This window comes from Pseudoalteromonas sp. Scap06, assembly GCF_013394165.1.
Lineage (GTDB): Bacteria > Pseudomonadota > Gammaproteobacteria > Enterobacterales > Alteromonadaceae > Pseudoalteromonas.
Genome location: NZ_CP041330.1, coordinates 1,812,534 through 1,832,878, shown reverse-complemented (window position 1 = coordinate 1,832,878; position 20,345 = coordinate 1,812,534). Strand labels below are relative to the sequence as shown.

Genomic DNA, 20,345 nt, shown 5'->3' with positions numbered 1-20,345 from the left:
TCATGATAGAACATTACTTTAGTATGCATTTGAGCTATACAAAGTGCATGGATTATTACCATGGACGGTATAGCTCTATCCAAGTGACAGCTGATAGCGGTAAAACAATTCGTTTTTCCGCTCATCACCTTCGACCTTTTATTTCTAGCCTAGGTATCCGTGGTCGATTTAGACTCATTTTAAGTAATGAAAACAAGTTCATCCGTCTCGAACGAGTAGCTTAGCAGTCATTTTTTGTGTTATAAATACATATTAATATTGCTTTTTTGTTAATTTCGGTTTGTTCTATTGTTAATTTACGTGTATAAATTATCTGGTATGACGTCTTACCAATACGTAAACGTTGAACAAATAAAAAATATAACTGATTGAAGGCGGCCATTTGTAATTTGTTTGATTCGCTTCTATCGTTACGATTACACTAAAAACAATAACTTGATCACACAAAAATACCCGCGACAGGGGGGAACCAAAATGATAAGAAGATCGCTTTTTGTTAAAAATAAAATAGCACTTGGCTTAACAGCTGCGGCTATGGGTTTAACTGCAGCACAGACACAGGCTGCAACATTTGAGGTGGGTGGTTTTGATATCGCCTTCGATTCTACCTTTTCATATGGTCAGAGTATTCGGGTAGAAGACCGAAATTTTGATATGATTGGTAAGAGTAATAATCCATCATTTGATTGGACGGGTTACAACCCAGCACTCAATACGATTTATTCATCCCAAGATGTCTGGGCTCAACCAGGGTCCTACTCAAACAACGGTGACGCGGGCGGTTTAAATTTTGATAGCGGTGAGTCTTTCTCAAAGCTATTAAAAGGCACGCATGACTTATCAATAAGTAAAGATAACTACGGCTTATTTACCCGTTTTATGTATTTTTACGATTTTGAATTAATGGACGGCGATCGTGCTTATGTTAATCCAACATCAGGGCAAGGTGTAGACCCTTGTGATGACGATGATACTAAAGAGCAAAGTTGTGCCGACCTTCGTTTACTTGACGCCTACGTATGGGCGAACTTTGATTTAAACGATGGTAATAACCCGCTTTCAATTCGTGTTGGCCAACAAGTAGTAAACTGGGGTGAAAGTACGTTAATTTCTCATGGTATTAACGTTAATCCGGTTGATATAGACCGTTTAAAAGCACCAGGTGCTGAGCTAAAAGAAGCGTTTATTCCGGTTGGTATGTTGTGGGCATCGTTAGGGCTTACAGAAAACATCACCTTAGAAGGTTTTTACCAATACCAGTGGCATGAAACTCGTCTACCGGCAGCAGGGACTTATTTTTCTACCAATGATTTTGCTGCAGAAAACGGTTATCAACAAAATGTACAGCTAGGTTTTACTTCAAATCCTGATATTGATTTAGCATTTTTAACAAATAGTTTAAATAACTTGATAGCGACTCACTCTCAAGTAGCTGCAAGTCAGGGAATTGATCCATCAAGTGCTGCAGGTCAACAGCTATTAGCTAATATGTACTTGACACACCCGACCAAGGTTGCCCTCAAAGGTAAAGGCTATGATGGCAAAACAGAGCCAGATGATGGCGGCCAATACGGCTTACGACTCGGTATGTTTTTACCAGAGTGGAATGATACCGAAGTAGCGCTTTATCACGTAAATTACCATAATCGTCGTCCGCTTATTTCGGGTCGCGTATCAAACTTTACGCAAGCATCAATTCAACAAGATTTAGCGATGATTGCAAGTACTGAAATTACCTCTGATAACGTATCCGATTTAAAAGCATTTGCTAAAGCAACTAACGAATACCCTGAAGATATTAAACTTTACGGTTTAAGCTTTAACACCTCGCTTGGTGAAACTGCTTTTGCGGGTGAGTTTACTTTTCGTGAAGACGAACCGCTGCAAATCGATGACGTAGAGCTACTTTACGCTGCGATGCCTGAGCAGTTAGCTATTGCTGGTTTACGCCCTGAGTTTGCAGGTATTTCGCAAATGAGTAAAGGCGATGATGCAAGTGTTGTTGGGCCAGGCGAGTTAGCCAAAGGTTATATCGAACGCAATACGTCACAATTACAGTTTACGGCAACACATCTATTTGGTCCTTCATTAGGCGCTGATAGTTGGGCTGTTGTGGGTGAAATTGGTGGTGTTCGTATTAATAACATGCCCGAGTACGATGAGATCCGTTTAAATGTCTCTGGTACTGGCCGAAGTGGTGTTATTCAGGGGCCTGGTAGTTCAGATTACTCTTCACTACATATGGCATTATCTAATGGACCTGAGCAAAAATCGTTTGCTACGGCTTCATCGTGGGGCTACCGCTTAATTGCTAAAGGTGATTACTTTAACCTTTACAATGGTATTAACTTCTCACCACGTTTTGTATTTTCTCATGATGTAAATGGTAACACGCCAGATCCAATGTTCTTATTCATTGAAGATCGTAAGTCGCTAGGTGCTACCATGAGCTTTAATTACCAAAATGCATGGTCTTTGGATGTAAGTTACAACTCATTTTGGGGTGGTGGCGACACCAACACTTTCTCTGACCGAGATTACGTTTCTTTTAACTTAAAATATTCTATCTAGGGGTAACATTATTATGATTAAAAAACCTACCCTCATTGCTACAGCGTTTTGTAGTTTGTTTGCAAGCCACGCAGCGCTGGCTAAAATTAGCCCAGAAGAAGCTGCGCGCCTTGGTAAAGACTTAAGTCCAATTGGTGCGGAAAAAGCAGCGAATGCTGATGGCTCAATCCCAGCATGGAATGGCGGTATTACTGCTGCTCCAGCAGGTTATGAACCGGGTATGCACCACTTAGACCCTTATGCAACCGATAAAGTATTATTCACTATTGATAAAAGTAATATTGATAAATACAAAGAAAACTTAAGCCCAGGACAAATCGCGTTATTTGAAGCGTACCCAGATACGTTTAAAATGCCAGTGTACGAAACCCGTCGTTCTGCGTCTTTTCCACAATTTGTGTACGATGCAACCAAAAAGTTTGCAACGTCTGCTGAATTAGTTGAAGGCGGAAATGGTATTAAAAGTACAGCTATTGGTATTCCATTTCCAATCCCTAAAACGGGTTTAGAAGCAATTTGGAACCATTTACTTCGTTACCGTGGTCAGTCTATTGAGCGTTTTGGCGGTCAGGCAGCACCGACGGCATCGGGTTCATATAACTATGTTGGTTTTGATGAGCAGTTATTAGTTAAATATTCAGATCCAAGTGCTACTCCGGCTGAACTACAAGATTCTAATATATTGTTTAAGTTTAAACAGCAAGTGACAGAGCCAGCTCGTTTAGCAGGGACCGCGTTATTGGTGCATGAAACTATGGACCAAATTTTAACGCCGCGCCAAGCGTGGACGTACAATTCAGGTCAGCGCCGTGTGCGTCGTGCACCTAATGTAGCATACGATGCACCGGGTACAGCAGCAGATAGCTTACGTACAACTGATGATTTTGATATGTTCAACGGCTCGCCAAATCGTTATAACTGGACGCTAAAAGGTAAGCAAGAGCTTTACATCCCATACAATAGCTACAAGCTTCACAGCGACAAGCTAACTTATGATGATATTTTAAAGCCTGGTCATATCAACCCTGAGCATACTCGTTACGAAAAACACCGCGTATGGGTTGTTGAAGCAAACTTAAAAGATGACACCCGTCATATTTACAAAAAACGTGTTTTCTACATTGACGAAGACAGTTGGCAAGTTCATGTTACCGATATTTACGATAATCGTGACCAACTTTATCGTGTAGCAATGGCTTATGGTCTTAACTACTATGAAGTACCGACACAGTGGAGTACGCTTGAGGTATACCACGATCTTAATTCACGTCGCTACTTAGCCATTGGTCTAGATAACCAAGAAAAGATGTATGACTTTTCTCAGTCATTTAATGACAATGAGTTTACATCGAGCGCTTTACGTCGCGCTGGCAGATAGTATAAAAGCAGGCACCTAGTTTCCTAGGTGCCTTTTTTCTTTCACATCGCGTTTGTCTATTAACGCACAGGTTTTCCTCTTTATAACAGACAAACAAATCCTCAGTTCAAGGCGAATTTAATTTATGAAGTATTTGGTCTATGCCAGCCTGATCCTAAGCGGTGCGAGTTTTGCACAAGACGCACCTCAAAGTGCGATTAGCGCAATTAATGCTGATAAAACACTCCTTACCGATATTACCCAAACTTCAGCAGGACTTATTGCTGTAGGTAAACATGGGACGGTCATTAAAAGTATTGATGGTAGCGATTGGCAACAAGCGAAATCGGTACCTACACAAGTATTACTAACAGCGGTTGAATTTACTAATGATTCTAATGGCTGGGCATGTGGACATGACGCCACAATTATTAATACCACCGATGGTGGTGAAAATTGGCAGTTACAACAAGCAAAACCAAGCTTAGATAAACCCTGTCTAGATATTTATTTTAAAGATGACTTAAATGGCTATGCTGTTGGCGCTTACGGTATGTTTTATCAAACAAGTGATGGCGGAAAACATTGGCAAAAACGCTTTTTAGATTCGCTGTTATTTAGTGAAGATAGAGATTATTTAAATGACTTAAAACAAACAGATCCTGAGGGTTACGAAATAGAAACCTCGTCTATATTACCTCACTTTAATCGCATTGAACCGACTAGTTCGGGTTTAATGTTGGTCGGTGAGATGGGCTTAATGGCAAAAAGTGATGACGATGGCCAAACATGGCAACGTTTAGATGAGATTTACCCTGGTTCATTTTTTGGTTTTGCTTCAGATTCATCGCAACAAATTGTTGCAGGGTTACGCGGTAATATTTTTATAAATAAAACCGATAGTCAGCAGTGGCAGCACTTAGACAATGATAAAACAGCTACTGTAAATAGCATCATTAATTATAACAATAAACAATGGCTATTATTGGCTAATAGCGGTGTTATTTTTCAGCTTAAAGATGATGTGTTGTCTTACGAGCAGTTGGCTGATGGTAAAGCGATTCTTGATGGCGTGATTGTTAAAGATAAACTGATCATGACAACAGAAAACGGCATTAAAGTGAAGGAGTTGACCCCTTAATGCAAGCAATTTTAGATTTTTTAGAAAAAGCGATTTTTAGACACCGCTTAGTGGTGCTCATAAGTTTTGTGTTGATCACCTGTTTATTGGTTTTTAAAGCAACGCAAATTCAGCTCGACGCGTCATTTAATAAAAATATTCCGCTTAACCATGATTATATGAAGGTGTACACCAAACATGAGAAACAGTTTGGTGGCGCTAATAGTATTTTAATTTCAGTATGTGATGACAGTGGTGATATTTTTAATCCTGAATTTTTTACTCAATTAAAAGCCGTACATGACCAACTTTACTTTATTCCAGGAGTAAATCGTCCTTTAGTAAATTCAATATTTTCACCTAGTGCGCGCTTTGTTGAAGTTGTTGAAGACGGCTTTGCTGGCGGGCCTATTATACCAGCCAACTTTAAAGCCGATAAGCAAGGCTTAGGAATTGTTAAAGAGAACATTGAAAAGGCCAAAGTAGTGGGTCGTATGATAGCAAGCGATTATTCGTGTGCCATGGTCACCGCCCAACTGTTAGAGACTGATCCGCAAACACAAGAAAAATTAGACACTCTCGCTTTTGCAAAAAAATTAGAAAGCGAAATTCGTGAGCCTCTAAGTACCGAAAAAATCAGTATTCATATTATTGGTTTTGCAAAAATGGCCGGCGATATAGCCGAGGGCGCAAAAGGGGTTGTATTATTTTTTGCCATTGCAATTGCGTTTACTTTTGTCATGGTATGGCTATTTTGTGGCAGCTTAAAACTCACTATTTTACCGATTGTGTGTTCAATTATTGCGGTAATTTGGCAGTTAGGATTGCTTTCTAGTTTAGGCTTTGGTCTTGATCCTATGTCTATCTTAGTGCCATTTTTAGTGTTCGCTATTGGCGTAAGCCACGGTGTGCAGATGATTAACGCCATTGGTAAAAAGGTTGCTGAAGGTAAGTCTACAGCAATATGTTGCCAATCAAGCTTTAGAGCTTTACTTGTACCTGGCGGGATTGCGTTGTTATCTGATACGGTTGGCTTTTTAACCCTATTAACCATTGATATCGGTATTATTCGTGAACTTGCTATTACAGCGAGTTTAGGTGTGGCAGTGATTATATTTACTAATCTGATTTTGTTGCCAGTGTGGGCATCGTATATGCGCTTTGAAAACAGCATCCATATTCAATCAGGTGATGCTAATAAACCGAACATACTTGATGCAATGCGCGATTTATTAGTTAAAGCAACCGATCCAAAAACGGCAAAAATTATTATTGGTTTCACTTTGGTTTTATTTGCACTGGGCTATTGGCAAGCAGATAAAATGCGTATTGGTGATTTACATGCAGGAGCACCATCCTTGCACCAAGATGCACGTTACAACCAAGATACTTTCTTAATATCGGACAAATACACAATTTCATCTGATATTCTTAAAGTCATTGTAGAGGCTTACCCTGCAGCGTGTACCGAGCATGACGTCATGGAGCGTATATCACGCTTTCAATATAAAGTTGAAAATTTAGCCGGTGTACAATCAGCGGTCAGCCTAAGTTCTGTGGCACAGTCAGTTAATGCCGGTTATAACGAGGGCAATTTAAAATGGCAAAGTTTGCCGCGCAATTCTGCCAGTTTGGTGCAGTCAACCTCTCGCGTTGAAACCAGCACAGGGTTATTAAACGGTGATTGTTCAGTAATGCCCGTGATTATATTTTTAGATGATCACAAAGCACAAACTATTGATAACGTCATTGCAAAAGTAAAACAATTTGCTGTAGAAGAGGGCACAGATAAACTTGCTTTCAAATTGGCATCAGGCCCTGTAGGTGTAATGGCAGCAACTAACGAGTCTGTTTCAGCTGCACAAATCCCTATGATGCTCTATGTTTATGGTGCGGTGATTATTTTATGCTTACTAAGTTTTAAGAGCGTAAAAGCAACTATTGCAGTGGTATTACCTTTGTACATAGTATCAACCCTTGCACAAGCACTTATGGTACAACTTGAGATTGGTCTAACTGTTTCAACTTTACCAGTAATTGCTTTGGGTGTAGGTATTGGTGTTGATTACGGTATTTATATTTTGTCATCAATGATGGGGCAGTTAAAACAAAACGTGCCACTGAGTATTGCTTATCGTAATGCATTAGTTGAACGTGGGAGTGCGGTGTTATTTACCGGTATTACGTTAGCAATTGGTGTTAGTACGTGGATTTTTTCTGATTTGAAGTTCCAAGTTGATATGGGAATTCTGCTTACCTTCATGTTTTTAGTAAATATGTTGGGTGCAGTGTTACTTTTACCTGCAATTGGCAGCTTGCTCTGGACTGACCAGAAAAAATAAGGTGAATAAATTTGCTCCTAAATGGCCAGTAATGGCCATTTATATCTATATTTTGTGAATAGATGACCAAATAGCTGAAATGCTTAAAATGTTTTCATCGAAAAGGCTGTTTATTAGTTTTAAAAGGGTTAGAATTTAACTGACTCCACGCTAATAAATGGCTGTACAAATATTCTGCTAAACTAGCAGTGATAGATTAAGGAACATACAATGACACGAAATGAAGGCCAAGCCTCGGTTATTTTAGATAACGTCTGTAAGCTTATCCAGAAAAAAGTTCGCGCTGATAATGTGTTACTCGTTGAGAAATTCGCCAAAGCCTTGTACAGCAATATGTCTAAAGAGGATTTGGCAAATCGCAACGACAGTGACTTATATGGTGCTGCACTCAGCCTTTGGAATTCGCTAGAAAAAAATACATCAGATGACGCAGTTATTCGCGTTTTCAACCCTGAAGTGGCTAAAGATGGCTGGCAGTCATCACATACCATTGTAGAGATCATTGCTAAAGACATGCCGTTTTTAGTGGACTCTGTACGAATGGCCATGACACGAGAAAACATTGCCTCTCATTTACTTCTTCATAGCCCGCTGAAAATTCAACGTGATAAGAACGATAAAATATCAGGGTTATCAAGCTTAAAAGCAGAGCAAGAATCAACATCAACAAAAACTGTATTCTTCATAGAAATTGACCGTCAAACAGATGCAACTGTTATTGAGTCTTTCAAAAAAGAACTTGAATCAGTACTCGTTGATGTATCGATTGCGGTTGAAGATTGGCAGCCTATTCGCGAAAAATTAATCGCGGTAAGCAAAAGCTTGCCTAAAAGCCATAAAGATAAAAGTGATAACGAAATAAATGAAACCGTTGAATTTTTAGATTGGTTAGTGAAAGACAATTTCACATTAATGGGTTATCGCCAATATGAACTTTCACCAGTTCAGGGCGACTATCAATTAAAGGGTAAAATGGATACCAGCTTAGGGTTAATGAAAAACTCTGATGCTGAGCATACACGTTTGCTTTCTGAGTTACCTGAAGTGGCGCGCCAAGAGGCACGCAGTAGCAACCTATTAATTTTAACTAAAACTAATTCATTGTCTCGCGTTCACCGTCCAGCTTACATAGATTATGTGGGTGTAAAACGTTTTGATGACAAAGGCAATGTTATTGGTGAAGATCGTTTCATCGGTTTGTTTTCATCAAACTTTTACAACAATAGCGCTGCTGATGTACCGGTTCTTAAAAGTAAAATTAATCGTATTATGGATATGTGTGACTTCGCTAAAGGGACACATGCATACAAAGCCGTATTAAATATATTAGAAACTTACCCACGTGACGAACTGGTTCAAGCTCGAGAGAATGAGTTACTTGAAGTTGCCATGGGCGTATTGCAAATACAAGAACGCGACATGTGTCGTTTATTTGTTCGTAAAGATGCATATGGTCGTTTTTTATCATGCATGGTTTATGTACCTCGAGAGCGTTATAACACAGCGCTTCGTCGCGAAACGCAGGCTATTTTAGCCAACGCATTTAATTCTGACGTTAAAGTCGAATTTACTACCTATTTCTCTGAGTCTACACTGGCGCGTACCCATTACACTGTTCGTGTGACCGACAACAATATTGAATTTAACGTGAAAGACATAGAAAACAACCTAATAGAAGCCGCTCGTACTTGGGAAGATAAATTACAATCAGCCTTACTTGAATCTGCTGGTGAGGCCCGTGGTAATGAATTAAACCGTAAATATTGCAATGCCTTTGCACGCTCATACAAAGAAGAAGTATTACCTAGCGCTGCAGTGGTCGATATTGAAAAGCTAGAAATGCTAAGCGATGATAACAAGTTAGAAATGTTGTTCTATCGCCCACAAGAAGAAGCAAGCAGCAATATTGTGCGTTTAAGCTTATTCCATAAAGATGAGCCAATTCATTTATCTGATGTTATGCCAATGCTTGAAAACTTTGGTCTACGTGTTGTAGGTGAAACGCCATACTCGGTTAAAACTAGTGATGGTGGCGTAAATTGGGTCATGGATTTCTCTATGCTAATTGACAGCAAAGGGATGGCTGATTTTGATAAGATCTCTGCACGTTTTCGCGCTGCATTAACCAGTGTATGGGCAAACCGTTTAGAAAACGATGGCTTTAACCGTCTAGTGTTAATGGGTGGTTTAACGGGTCGTGAATCATCAATTTTACGTGCATACGCAAAATACATGCGCCAAATAGGGGTTACTTTCTCGCAAACGTATATTGAAAGTACCTTTGCAAATTACCCGCATATTGCCGCTAAAATTGTTAACTTATTCTCTAAAAAGTTCTCTGTAAAAAGCCCTGCAAGTGCTAAAACACTTGAAAAACTAGGCTTAGAAATTTATGCAGAGTTAGAAAACGTAGCGAACCTTGATGATGATCGTATTATCCGTTTATACGTTGATATGATTGTTGCTACATTACGTACTAACTACTTCCAAAAAGATGCTGAAGGCAAATTTAAGTCTTACATCTCACTTAAAATTCAGCCAAGTTTAATTCCAGAAGTCCCACTACCTGTACCAGCGTTTGAGATATTTGTTTATTCTCCACGTGTTGAAGGTGTGCATTTACGCTTTGGTAAAGTTGCCCGTGGTGGATTGCGTTGGTCAGATCGTCGTGAAGATTTCCGTACAGAAGTACTTGGCTTAGTTAAAGCGCAACAAGTGAAAAATACCGTGATTGTGCCGGTAGGCTCAAAAGGTGGATTTGTATGTAAACAACTACCTAGTGAACGTGAAGCGTTTATTAAAGAAGGCCAAGAATGTTATAAAATCTTCATTCGTGGTTTATTAGATATCACAGATAATATTGACCGTGGTGAAATTGTACCTGCTGTTGATGTTACACGCCATGATGAAGACGATGCGTACCTAGTAGTAGCAGCGGATAAAGGCACTGCAACATTCTCTGATATTGCCAATGGTATCGCAAACGAATATAACTTCTGGCTAGGTGATGCGTTTGCATCAGGTGGTTCTGTAGGTTATGACCATAAGAAGATGGGTATTACAGCTCGTGGCGCTTGGGAGTCTGTAAAACGTCATTTCCGTGAAATGGATATTAACTGTCAAACCACAGATTTTACAGCAGTTGCTATCGGGGATATGGCCGGTGATGTATTTGGTAATGGTATGTTGTTATCAAAGCACATTCGTTTGCAAGTGGCGTTTAACCATCTACATATTTTTGTTGATCCAAATCCAGATGCAGCGGCTTCTTATCCAGAGCGCGAACGTTTATTTAATTTACCACGTTCATCATGGGAAGATTACAATAAAGAGCTAATTTCAAGCGGCGGTGGTATTTTCTCGCGTGCTGCTAAGTCGATTACGCTGACCCCTGAGATGAAAAAAATGTTAGGCACTAAAAAAGCCAGCATGACACCGAATGAATTGATCAAAGCATCATTAATGATGGATCATGATTTACTTTGGAATGGTGGTATAGGGACCTACATCAAGCATTCGAAAGAAACGGATGCCGATGTAGGGGACCGTGCCAATGATGCCTTGCGTATTAACGGTAAAGATCTTGGTGCTAAAATATTTGGCGAAGGCGGTAACTTAGGTGCAACCCAATTAGGTCGTATTGAATTTGCAGCTCAAGGCGGTCGTGTAAATACTGACTTCATCGATAACGTGGGCGGGGTTGCGTGTTCAGATAACGAAGTAAATATTAAAATTTTACTCAATGGTTTAGTTGCTGAAGGCGACTTAACGCGTAAGCAACGTGATGAGTTACTTTACTCAATGACCGATGAAGTGTCTGAATTAGTACTTAAAGATTGTTATCGTCAAACGCACACTTTGTCGATCACTCAATCTAAAGGGACCTCAACGCTTAAAGAAAAAATTCGCTTTATTCATGCACTTGAAAAAGACGGTAAGCTAGACCGTGCAATTGAGTTTATTCCTACAGATGAAGAGTTAGCAGAGCGCGCCGCTGCAGGTAAAGATTTAACACGCCCTGAGCTATCTGTACTAGTTTCTTACGCGAAAATGGTGCTAAAAGAGTCTTTGGTAACGGATGAAATTACTGAGAATCCATATTACCGTCAGTTATTAGTTAAATCATTCCCGCGCCCATTACGTGAGAAGTTTAATGATGCTATGGATAATCATCCACTACGCAAAGAGATTATTGCCACTAAGTTAGCAAATAATATTGTTAATGATATGGGCTTAAACTTTATGGTGCGAATGAATGAAGAAACCGGTGCAAACGAAGCTGAAATTGCATTGTGTTATTCAATCGCAAGTGAAATTTTCCAAATGCGTGAAACATGGTTATCTATTAGTGATTTAGATAATAAAATACCATCGAACGTACAAACAGAAATGTTATACCAGTTACGTCGTACAGTTCGTCGCGCTACACGTTGGTTCCTTCGTCATCGCACCAAAGCACAATCAATTGAGCAAGCGATTGAAATTTTCTCACCAACATTTGCCGATTTAAGTGAAAACTTAACTAAATACATCGTTAAAACAGAAAGCGATCGTATTGTAAGTGCCCGTGAAGAACTAACACAAAGCGGTGTACCTACAGATATCGCACAGCGCATTGTGTCGTTATCAAGCTTGTTCTCGGTAATGGATTTAACGCAAATTGCTCAAAACTCTAATCGTAAAATCGATATGGTGTCGCACACTTACTTTAAATTAGGTGCGCAAATGGGACTACATTGGTTCTTAGATCAAATCACTAATCAACCGGTTTCTAACCATTGGCAGGCATTAGCGCGTGCATCATATCGTGAAGAGTTAGATTGGCAGCAACGCACCTTGTCAGAAGTGGTATTAAACAGCTTTGAAGGTGAAAGCAGTGATGTAGATGGTCAAATTGAACAATGGATGGATAGTCAAGATCTGTTACTTCAACGTTGGAAGCAAATGTTGACAGAGTTTAAAACATCGCAAAGTCACGATTTTGCTAAGTTCTCAGTGGCATTAAGAGAGCTCATGTTACTCGGTCACAATTGTGATACATCAGCAAAGTAACAAACTGCTAATGATTAAAACTAATCGTTAAACAGTTTTTGTTATATAATACCTCAGCCTTGTCTGAGGTATTTTTTTGTCTACAATTTTAAGAGGATTATATTCATGTTCTACGATTTAGCTCGCCGTTTTATGTTTACCCGTGATGCGGAGTGGGCCCATGATTTTGCTCTTAATAACTTACGTCGCTTTGCTAACACGCCATTAAGTGCTGCATGGTCACAAAGCGTGGCAAATAAACCAGTGAACTTTTTAGGCCTCGAATTTAAAAACCCAGTAGGGCTTGCTGCAGGTCTTGATAAAAATGCGGAGTGTATTGAGGCATTCGCTCAAATGGGTTTTGGCTTTGTAGAAGTGGGTACAGTAACACCGCGTCCTCAAGCGGGGAACGATAAGCCGCGGATATTCAGGTTGCCGCAGTCAAATGCAATTATTAATCGTATGGGCTTTAATAACAAAGGTGTTGATAATTTAGTTAACAATGTTAAAGCAGCTAAATACGATGGTATTTTAGGTATCAATATTGGTAAAAATAAAGATACACCAAATGAGCAGGGTAAAGATGATTACATTCACTGTATGCGTAAAGTGTTTGAGCATGCATCATACATCACTGTAAATATTTCATCACCCAATACCCCTGGCTTACGAGACCTGCAATATGGCGCAGCATTAGATGACTTATTACAAAGCTTGAAAAACGAACAGCTTGATTTAATTGCCAAGCATAATAAGCATGTGCCTATGTTGGTGAAAATTGCGCCAGACCTAGATCCAATTCAAATTGAACAAGTGAGCGAGTCACTGTTAAATAATAAAATTGATGGTGTTATAGCCACAAATACCACCTTAGAGCGTAGCTTAGTGCAAGGTCAGCAGTATGCTGATGAGGCAGGCGGTTTATCAGGAGCGCCAGTTAGGGAGCGTTCCACCCATGTTGTTTCTGAACTCAAGCGTTTAACAAACAATCAGTTACCTATTATTGGTGTGGGTGGTATTGATGATGCTAAATCAGCAAAAGAAAAATTTAATGCGGGTGCAGATTTAGTTCAAGTTTATACCGGTTTCATATACAAAGGACCGCAATTGGTCAAGTCGATCATTAACGACTTATAAGGATCAGTTATGTAAGCTTTTGATCGTTCGATAAATGTTCTAAAAAGACGTTTTAAAAATGGTCAAAAGCAGCTATACTCTAAGCTTATTGTCTTATTTTATTTTTTAAGTACTAAGTAGGGAGGAGCAAATGTTACAAGCGTCAAAGCAATGGCAGTGGATAGCGTGTGCTGAAAAAAACCGCTTACTGCTTGATTTAAATGACGATATGCAACTTTGTACACCTTATAAGCTTAGACAGCTCACCGATTGTGCTTTTGAAAACCCATACTTCAGCCTTGAAGATGCAGCCTTTTATGAGCAAGTTTATTATTACCTTGCGCAGTTTAATTTATGGAATCCTGCCCAGTTATGCCAAATAGCGCTCAATGCAACGGCAGTTAAATTTCAATTAAAACCAGTGTTGGCAAAAAGTTGGTTTTTCAAACCGTATACTGGTAGTACACCTAGTACTGAAGCGGTTATTAATTTAAGCTCAGAATCACAAACTGGCGAGTTTTTAATTATAGAGCATTGTCCAGATGCTTCTGTGTGCATTAATTTAAGCGAAACCTTTGCACTAGATGACAATCTATCACTTGCCCAGTTTGAAGTTATCCGCGTTTTAAACAACCGAGTTCACCCCTTAATTACCTCACAGTACGATAGCCAAACAGCTTAGCCTAATTTAGTCTTTGAGGCTTGTTTAAGGCGTATTTGTACGCAAACCTATGTTATAATCCCGCGCAATTAGCTATTAAGGGTTTTTACTTTGCAATTTATCGCACTTACTTCTATCGGAATCGAAAATTTATTGGTTGATGAACTTACAGAACTTGGCGCTACGGTGTCAAAGCAAACTGTGGGTTCTGTTCGCTTTGAGGCTGACTCATTGCTAGCGCAAAAAGTGTGTTTATCTACACGCTTTGCTACGCGTGTACTTATGCTTATTGAAGAAAAAGAAGGCGTAAATGACAAAGACAGCTTGTACAAATTTGCACGCTTACAACCTTGGCAAGAATGGTTTGGCCCAACACAAACTTTTGCTGTTGATTTTAATGGCACAAACGATTCACTTAAAAATACCCAGTTTTCTGGTTTAGTAATTAAAGATGCGATTGTTGATTACTTTAACGATTTATTTGAACAGCGACCAAATGTAGATAAGCAAGATGCCAATGTGCGAGTGGTTGCACGTTTAAATCGTCATGGCGTTTCACTTTATATTGATTACTCAGGGCCGCGTTTATCAGAGCGTGGTTACCGTCAAGGTCAAGGCAAAGCACCCATAAAAGAGCATTTAGCTGCGGCAATAATAAAACGTAGTGGCTGGCTCGAAAATGTCAATCAACCACTATTCGATCCATGTTGTGGTGCCGGCACTATTTTAATAGAAGCGGCTGGAATGGCACGTAATGAAGCGCCTGGATTATTCCGTGAAGGATTCGCGTTTGAGCGTTTACCTAGCTTTAGAGTGGCAAAATTCAAAGAACTTAAAGAGCAACTTTTAGCGAATATTACTGATCCTAAATTATGGTTAATTGGCCATGATTACGATGCACAAGTACTTGATAAAGCGATTGCTAATGCGCAGCGTGCAGAGCTTGATACGGTGATTAAATTTAAGCAAAGCGATGCGACAAAACTGACGAGCGTTGCAAAATTGCCGGGTGTTGTTATTTCTAACTTACCTTATGGTGAGCGTATTGGTTCTATGGCTGAACTTGTAAACCTGCATCGTAGCTTAGGTGTTGGTTTTAAAAAGCACTTTAATCATTGGAAACTCGCTCTACTGGGCATGGATGAAAGCCTGTTTAAATTACTTAAATTAGTGAAGCAAAAACGCTATAAATTTAAAAATGGCCCCCTTGATGTTGAATTAAACCTGTATCAGCTTGATGACAAGCAAGTCAGCCTTACCTCTGATGACAAACCCGCTTTAAACTTCGAAGGCTCGATGGCATTTGCTAATCGCCTGAAAAAGAACAAGCAAGGCTTAAAAAATTGGCTTAAGCAAAATCAAGTCCATGCGTATCGTGTTTACGATGCAGATATTCCTGAATACAACGTTGCGGTTGATATTTATGGTGATTCAGCGGTTATTTTTGAATACGCAGCACCGAAAGAGATTGATGAAAAAACCTCTGAGAAGCGTTTACAAGATGTTATTAGCTTGACAGCACAACAACTTGATATTGCACCTGAAAACATTGCTGTAAAAGTACGTAAAAAGCAAAAGGGTGAAGAGCAATATACACCCATGGCTAAGCAAAATAGAACCATGGTAGTAGAAGAGTTTGGTGCTAAGTTTAAAGTTAATTTATTTGACTACTTAGACACGGGGCTATTTTTAGATCATCGCCTTGCACGTCGTTACATTCAAGAAAACGCAAAAGATAAGCGCTTTTTGAACCTGTTTGCATACACAGGAACCGCCTCAGTTCATGCAGCCATTGGTGGCGCAAAAGCGATTACTACCGTTGATTTATCTAAAACCTACTTAAAGTGGGGTCAAGATAACTTTGCGCTTAACGATATTAGCAATACACGTTATCGTTTTGAGCAAGCAGATTGTTTAAAATGGCTAGAGTATGCACAAGGGCAGTATGACCTGATCTTTTTAGATCCGCCTACTTTTTCAAATTCTAAACGAATGAAAGACGCGTTTGATGTGCAAAACGACCACATTAAGCTGTTAACTTGGGTTAAAAAAATATTGAGCCCATCGGGTACGCTAATATTCTCTAATAATAAACGCGGTTTTGTAATGGATGAAGTTGGCTTGATGGGGTTAGGGTTAAAAGCAGAAAATATTTCTGAAAAAACCTTATCTCCTGACTTTAAACGAAATAAAAAAATTCATAATAGCTGGTTAATTAAACATGGCTAAGTGGATTTTATATCACACCGACGGCTGCCACTTGTGCGAGCAAGCAGAGCAGCTGTTAAAACCGTTACTTTCATCAACCGATGAATTACAACTTATTGATATTATGAGCGATGACGCATTAATTTTAGAGTATCAAATAAGCATTCCGGTTTTAAAAAATCAACAAGGCCAACAATTATTTTGGCCTTTTACTGCACCTCAGGCGCAGCAGTTTTTAGCGCAAGCAGAATAAGAGTAAAGATTAACTATGGATTTAATTAGAATTTCAAAAGCACAATTAGCTTACGGTACACACCCATTACTTGATAATGCAGATGCAGTAATCGAAAGTGGCGAACGTGTGTGTATTGTAGGTCGCAATGGTGCAGGTAAATCAACGCTTTTAAAAGTACTCGACGGTCAAGTAATACTTGATGATGGCGAAATAAACCAAGTTGGTAGTTTAAAAATATCGCGTTTAGAGCAAGATCCACCTAAAGGGGCAAGTGGCACTGTATTTGATTACGTTGCCCAAGGAATGCCCGAAATTGCTAACTTACTTATTGATTTTCATCATGTAAGCACACAATTGCAAACAGATTGCACTGATCAACTATTAAATAAATTAGAGCGTTTATCTAATAAATTAGAGGCGGCAGATGGCTGGCGTTTTGATAGCCGAATTCAGCTTGTACTTACTCAATTAGAGCTAACTCCTGATGCGAAACTTGAGTCGCTTTCTGGTGGTTGGTTACGTAAAGTTGCATTAGCGCGTGCTTTAGTGAGTGAGCCTGATTTATTACTGCTCGATGAGCCTACTAACCACTTGGATATGACAAGTGTAATGTGGTTAGAGCAATTCCTAAAAGAATTTAAAGGCGGTATTGTATTTATATCGCATGACCGTGCATTTATTCGAGCTGTTGCTACACGTATTTTAGATTTAGATCGCGGTAAACTAATTTCTTATCCTGGTGATTATGCAACTTACTTAGAACAAAAAGCGCATGATTTAAAAGTAGAAGAAACACAAAATGCATTGTTTGATAAACGCTTAGCGGAAGAAGAAGCGTGGATCCGCCAAGGTGTTAAAGCCCGTCGAACCCGTAATGAAGGCCGTGTTCGTGAGCTGAAACAATTACGTAATGAACGTAAACAACGTGTGGAACAAGTTGGTAAAACTGATTTCAATATCGAAACAGCTGATCGTTCAGGTAAACTAGTATTTGAAGCTAAACACTTAAATCATGCATTTAAAGACAAAGTGATAGCTGATGATTTCTCTACCTTAGTGATGCGTGGCGATCGTATTGGTTTGGTGGGGCCTAATGGTATTGGTAAAACAACGCTATTAAAATTGTTGTTTGGTGATTTAAAAGCAGACAGTGGTGAAATAAAGCAAGGTGTTAACTTAGAGTTTGCATATTTCGATCAGTACCGTGAGAAGCTTGATGAAGAAGCGACCGTTCAAGATAACGTTGCGGAAGGAAAGCAAGAAGTGATGATGGGCGGACGCTCACGTCACGTGTTAGGCTATTTACAAGACTTTTTATTTCCGCCAGCACGTGCTCGTACACCGGTAAAAGCACTTTCAGGTGGTGAGAAAAACAGGTTGTTATTAGCCAAGTTATTTTTGAAACCTTCAAATATATTAGTGCTCGATGAGCCTACCAATGACTTAGATATAGAAACATTAGAGCTCCTTGAGGATATTATTAACCAATATCAAGGTACTGTGCTTATAGTAAGCCACGACCGAGAGTTTATTGATAATACCTGTTCGAGTGTTTGGGCATTTGAAGGTAACGGCAAAGTCACTGATATAGTTGGTGGCTACAGTGATTATGAAGCGTATACCAACTATTTGGCGGAGCAGAACAAAGAGTTGCAAAAGCAGCCAGTCAAAAAAGTTGAAAAAACAGAGCCAACGCCAGTTAAAAGCAATAACAAAGCAAATAAACTCTCTTACAAATTAAAACTTGAACTAGAGCAACTACCTAATAAAATGGAGCAACTTGAAGCTGAACTTGAAAAACAACAAGAACGAGTAAGTCATGAAGATTTTTTCAAGCAAGACAGTGATATAACAGCCAAGGAATTGAACCATTTAGCCCAACTTGAGTCTGACCTTGAAGCCGCTTTTGAGCGTTGGGAAGAACTTGAAGAATTAAAGAATCAGTAGTAAGGAATAAAATGAAATATAAATTACTCGCGGCCAGTGTTTTGGCTACACTGAGTACATCAGCATTGAGTGCAACGTACCAGTTAACCGAATTAGGTGACTTTGAAGCTGCAAAACATACATATGTTACTGATGTGAGTGAAAGTGGCCATGTCATTGGCGTTGCTAATGGCTTATACAACCTACCTATTGATATTAGTTATATTGATTTTACAGAAAGTTCAATCAATAGTGCTTACGACGCGGAAGTGGCAAGGTTTAAAGAAATTGACAAAGAAATAACCTTTACGCTTGATGACATAGAAAATAACGATGCGATTTACACTAATGCTGATGCGCATACTTTTATGGTTCGTTTTTTATCAAACTTGTCATCTAACTTTGAGTATCAAAAAATCAGTTCAATTATTGCTACAAATTATAATAGTGGTGTAATAACTGAGCAGCCTTTATTTGATATCGCTTCTGTTGATTACGACGGTCTGACCCGCTCGACAAGTAATTTTTATAATGGCGTTGCAGAAGACGGAACGACTGTTGGCTGGGGCAGTGCTCCTTTTGATAAAGTGAGTTTTACACCAGATGGCGAAACAGAGGAAGAAACGTGGTTTACCCGTGACTTCATAGAACGTGGGATTTTAATATCTGCAGATGGTGTTGAAGTGCCGTTTGTTCCAGAATTTACTGAACACGGTGGGACTAGTAAAGCATCTGATATTGTTGCCACTGACACAGGTTACATTGTTGTTGGTAATGTATCGGTCAGTATTCCTGCTGAGAGACAAACCACAATTACTGATAATTGTGATGGCCTTGATGAACCGGTAATGGCCTGTATTGAATCACTTAACAGTCGAAGTACGCGTGGTTTATTCAATAAAACAGCGGTTAAATGGACTCTAGATAGTGCCTATAATGTGACTTCAACAGAGCTGTTGGGTTTAGCGCTTACTCCAGAAGAAGATGAGGACACTAATCCTTTTATTAGTAATGCATTAGCGGTTAATAAAAATGATGTAGCGGTCGGTTTTTCGAACACTCGTTATTTTGACAGAGATTCGACAATTTTAACTATGCCAACTTATTTTAAAGACGGTGAAGTGGTTGATTTTATAAACCAGCAAGATGATTGGCAAGCTGGTAAAGCATTCGCGATAAATGATAATGACATTGTGGTTGGTTATGCTTCAAAAGGTATTGAAGGTAGTTTAATCGCCAAGTTCTTTCATCATAATATAAATACTAATACGACCGTATTTCCTGAAGATTATTTTACTAGCTCAAACTCATACGCGAATGACATTAATAACCAAGGTTACATCGTAGGTGAGGGTGAGGTTGGTGATACAGCCAGCACAAGACGCTCAGAAGCCTTTCTTTATAAAATTGGCGATGACAAAATCACAAACCTAAATAGTTTACTACCTTGTTTTGACAGTGATGGTGAGACTAGTTTTAGTTATAAAATGGTAGAAGCGAAATCAATCAACGAAAACAATGAGGTATTTGGTGTAGCAACTAAAACGGTTGAAAAGTTAAATTCACGAGGCGAAGTTGTAACTGATATTAATGGCAATATTCAATATGAAAGTGTTGCTGTTGCGGTAAAACTTTCACCGATTGCTAATGGTGAAGTTGAAAACTGTAAAGCTCCAGATACAGAGTTTTATGAACGTAGCTCAGCCAGTTTCTCATGGTTTGGTTTACTATTGCTGCCATTAGTTGGATTAAGACGCGTTTTTCGTTTCTAGGTAATA

The 20,345-nt window shown here is 39.2% G+C and carries 12 protein-coding genes; all 12 read left to right on the top strand.

All coding sequences use genetic code 11. The annotated features are described in order from the left end of the window. Nucleotides 1-2 precede the first annotated feature (2 nt). The 12 genes from FLM47_RS08385 (at nt 3) to FLM47_RS08330 (ending at nt 20,339) form a co-directional block, all read left to right on the top strand. On the top strand, nt 3-224 hold the full coding sequence (locus tag FLM47_RS08385; protein ID WP_138606059.1) for a DUF2835 domain-containing protein: 222 nt from the start codon (nt 3-5) through the stop codon (nt 222-224). Nucleotides 225-474: 250 nt separating this feature from the next. Continuing rightward, nucleotides 475-2,571, top strand: a complete 2,097-nt coding sequence (locus FLM47_RS08380) for a DUF1302 domain-containing protein (RefSeq protein WP_138606061.1) — start codon at nt 475-477, stop codon at nt 2,569-2,571. 13 nt (nt 2,572-2,584) lie between these two features. After that, on the top strand, nt 2,585-3,949 hold the full coding sequence (locus FLM47_RS08375) for a DUF1329 domain-containing protein (RefSeq protein WP_010390152.1): 1,365 nt from the start codon (nt 2,585-2,587) through the stop codon (nt 3,947-3,949). 124 nt (nt 3,950-4,073) lie between these two features. Beyond that, nucleotides 4,074-5,069, top strand: coding sequence for a YCF48-related protein (locus tag FLM47_RS08370; protein WP_178956142.1), 996 nt, complete (start codon nt 4,074-4,076; stop codon nt 5,067-5,069). Then, the gene (locus FLM47_RS08365; RefSeq protein ID WP_010390150.1) at nt 5,069-7,390 is read left to right on the top strand and encodes an RND family transporter; all 2,322 of its coding nucleotides are present in this window, start codon (nt 5,069-5,071) and stop codon (nt 7,388-7,390) included. The genes FLM47_RS08370 and FLM47_RS08365 overlap by 1 nt, the downstream gene beginning before the upstream one ends. A gap of 210 nt (nt 7,391-7,600) precedes the next feature. Then, nucleotides 7,601-12,442: an NAD-glutamate dehydrogenase gene (locus FLM47_RS08360; protein WP_138606067.1), complete on the top strand. Its 4,842-nt coding sequence runs from the start codon at nt 7,601-7,603 to the stop codon at nt 12,440-12,442. Nucleotides 12,443-12,547: 105 nt separating this feature from the next. Next, entirely contained in the window at nt 12,548-13,558 is a 1,011-nt protein-coding gene (pyrD, locus tag FLM47_RS08355; RefSeq protein ID WP_010390146.1) for a quinone-dependent dihydroorotate dehydrogenase, read from the top strand. A gap of 130 nt (nt 13,559-13,688) precedes the next feature. After that, nucleotides 13,689-14,219 (top strand): cell division protein ZapC, encoded by a 531-nt coding sequence (locus FLM47_RS08350; RefSeq protein ID WP_054201007.1) that lies wholly within the window; start codon nt 13,689-13,691, stop codon nt 14,217-14,219. 90 nt (nt 14,220-14,309) lie between these two features. Continuing rightward, nucleotides 14,310-16,427, top strand: a complete 2,118-nt coding sequence (gene rlmKL / locus FLM47_RS08345; protein ID WP_010390144.1) for a bifunctional 23S rRNA (guanine(2069)-N(7))-methyltransferase RlmK/23S rRNA (guanine(2445)-N(2))-methyltransferase RlmL — start codon at nt 14,310-14,312, stop codon at nt 16,425-16,427. Further along, complete coding sequence (locus FLM47_RS08340; protein ID WP_008112065.1) at nt 16,420-16,659, top strand: glutaredoxin family protein; 240 nt, start codon at nt 16,420-16,422, stop codon at nt 16,657-16,659. The genes rlmKL and FLM47_RS08340 overlap by 8 nt, the downstream gene beginning before the upstream one ends. Nucleotides 16,660-16,674: 15 nt before the next feature. After that, nucleotides 16,675-18,588 (top strand): ABC transporter ATP-binding protein, encoded by a 1,914-nt coding sequence (locus FLM47_RS08335; protein WP_178956141.1) that lies wholly within the window; start codon nt 16,675-16,677, stop codon nt 18,586-18,588. A gap of 11 nt (nt 18,589-18,599) precedes the next feature. Then, nucleotides 18,600-20,339, top strand: coding sequence for a DUF3466 family protein (locus tag FLM47_RS08330; RefSeq protein WP_178956140.1), 1,740 nt, complete (start codon nt 18,600-18,602; stop codon nt 20,337-20,339). Nucleotides 20,340-20,345: the final 6 nt, after the last annotated feature.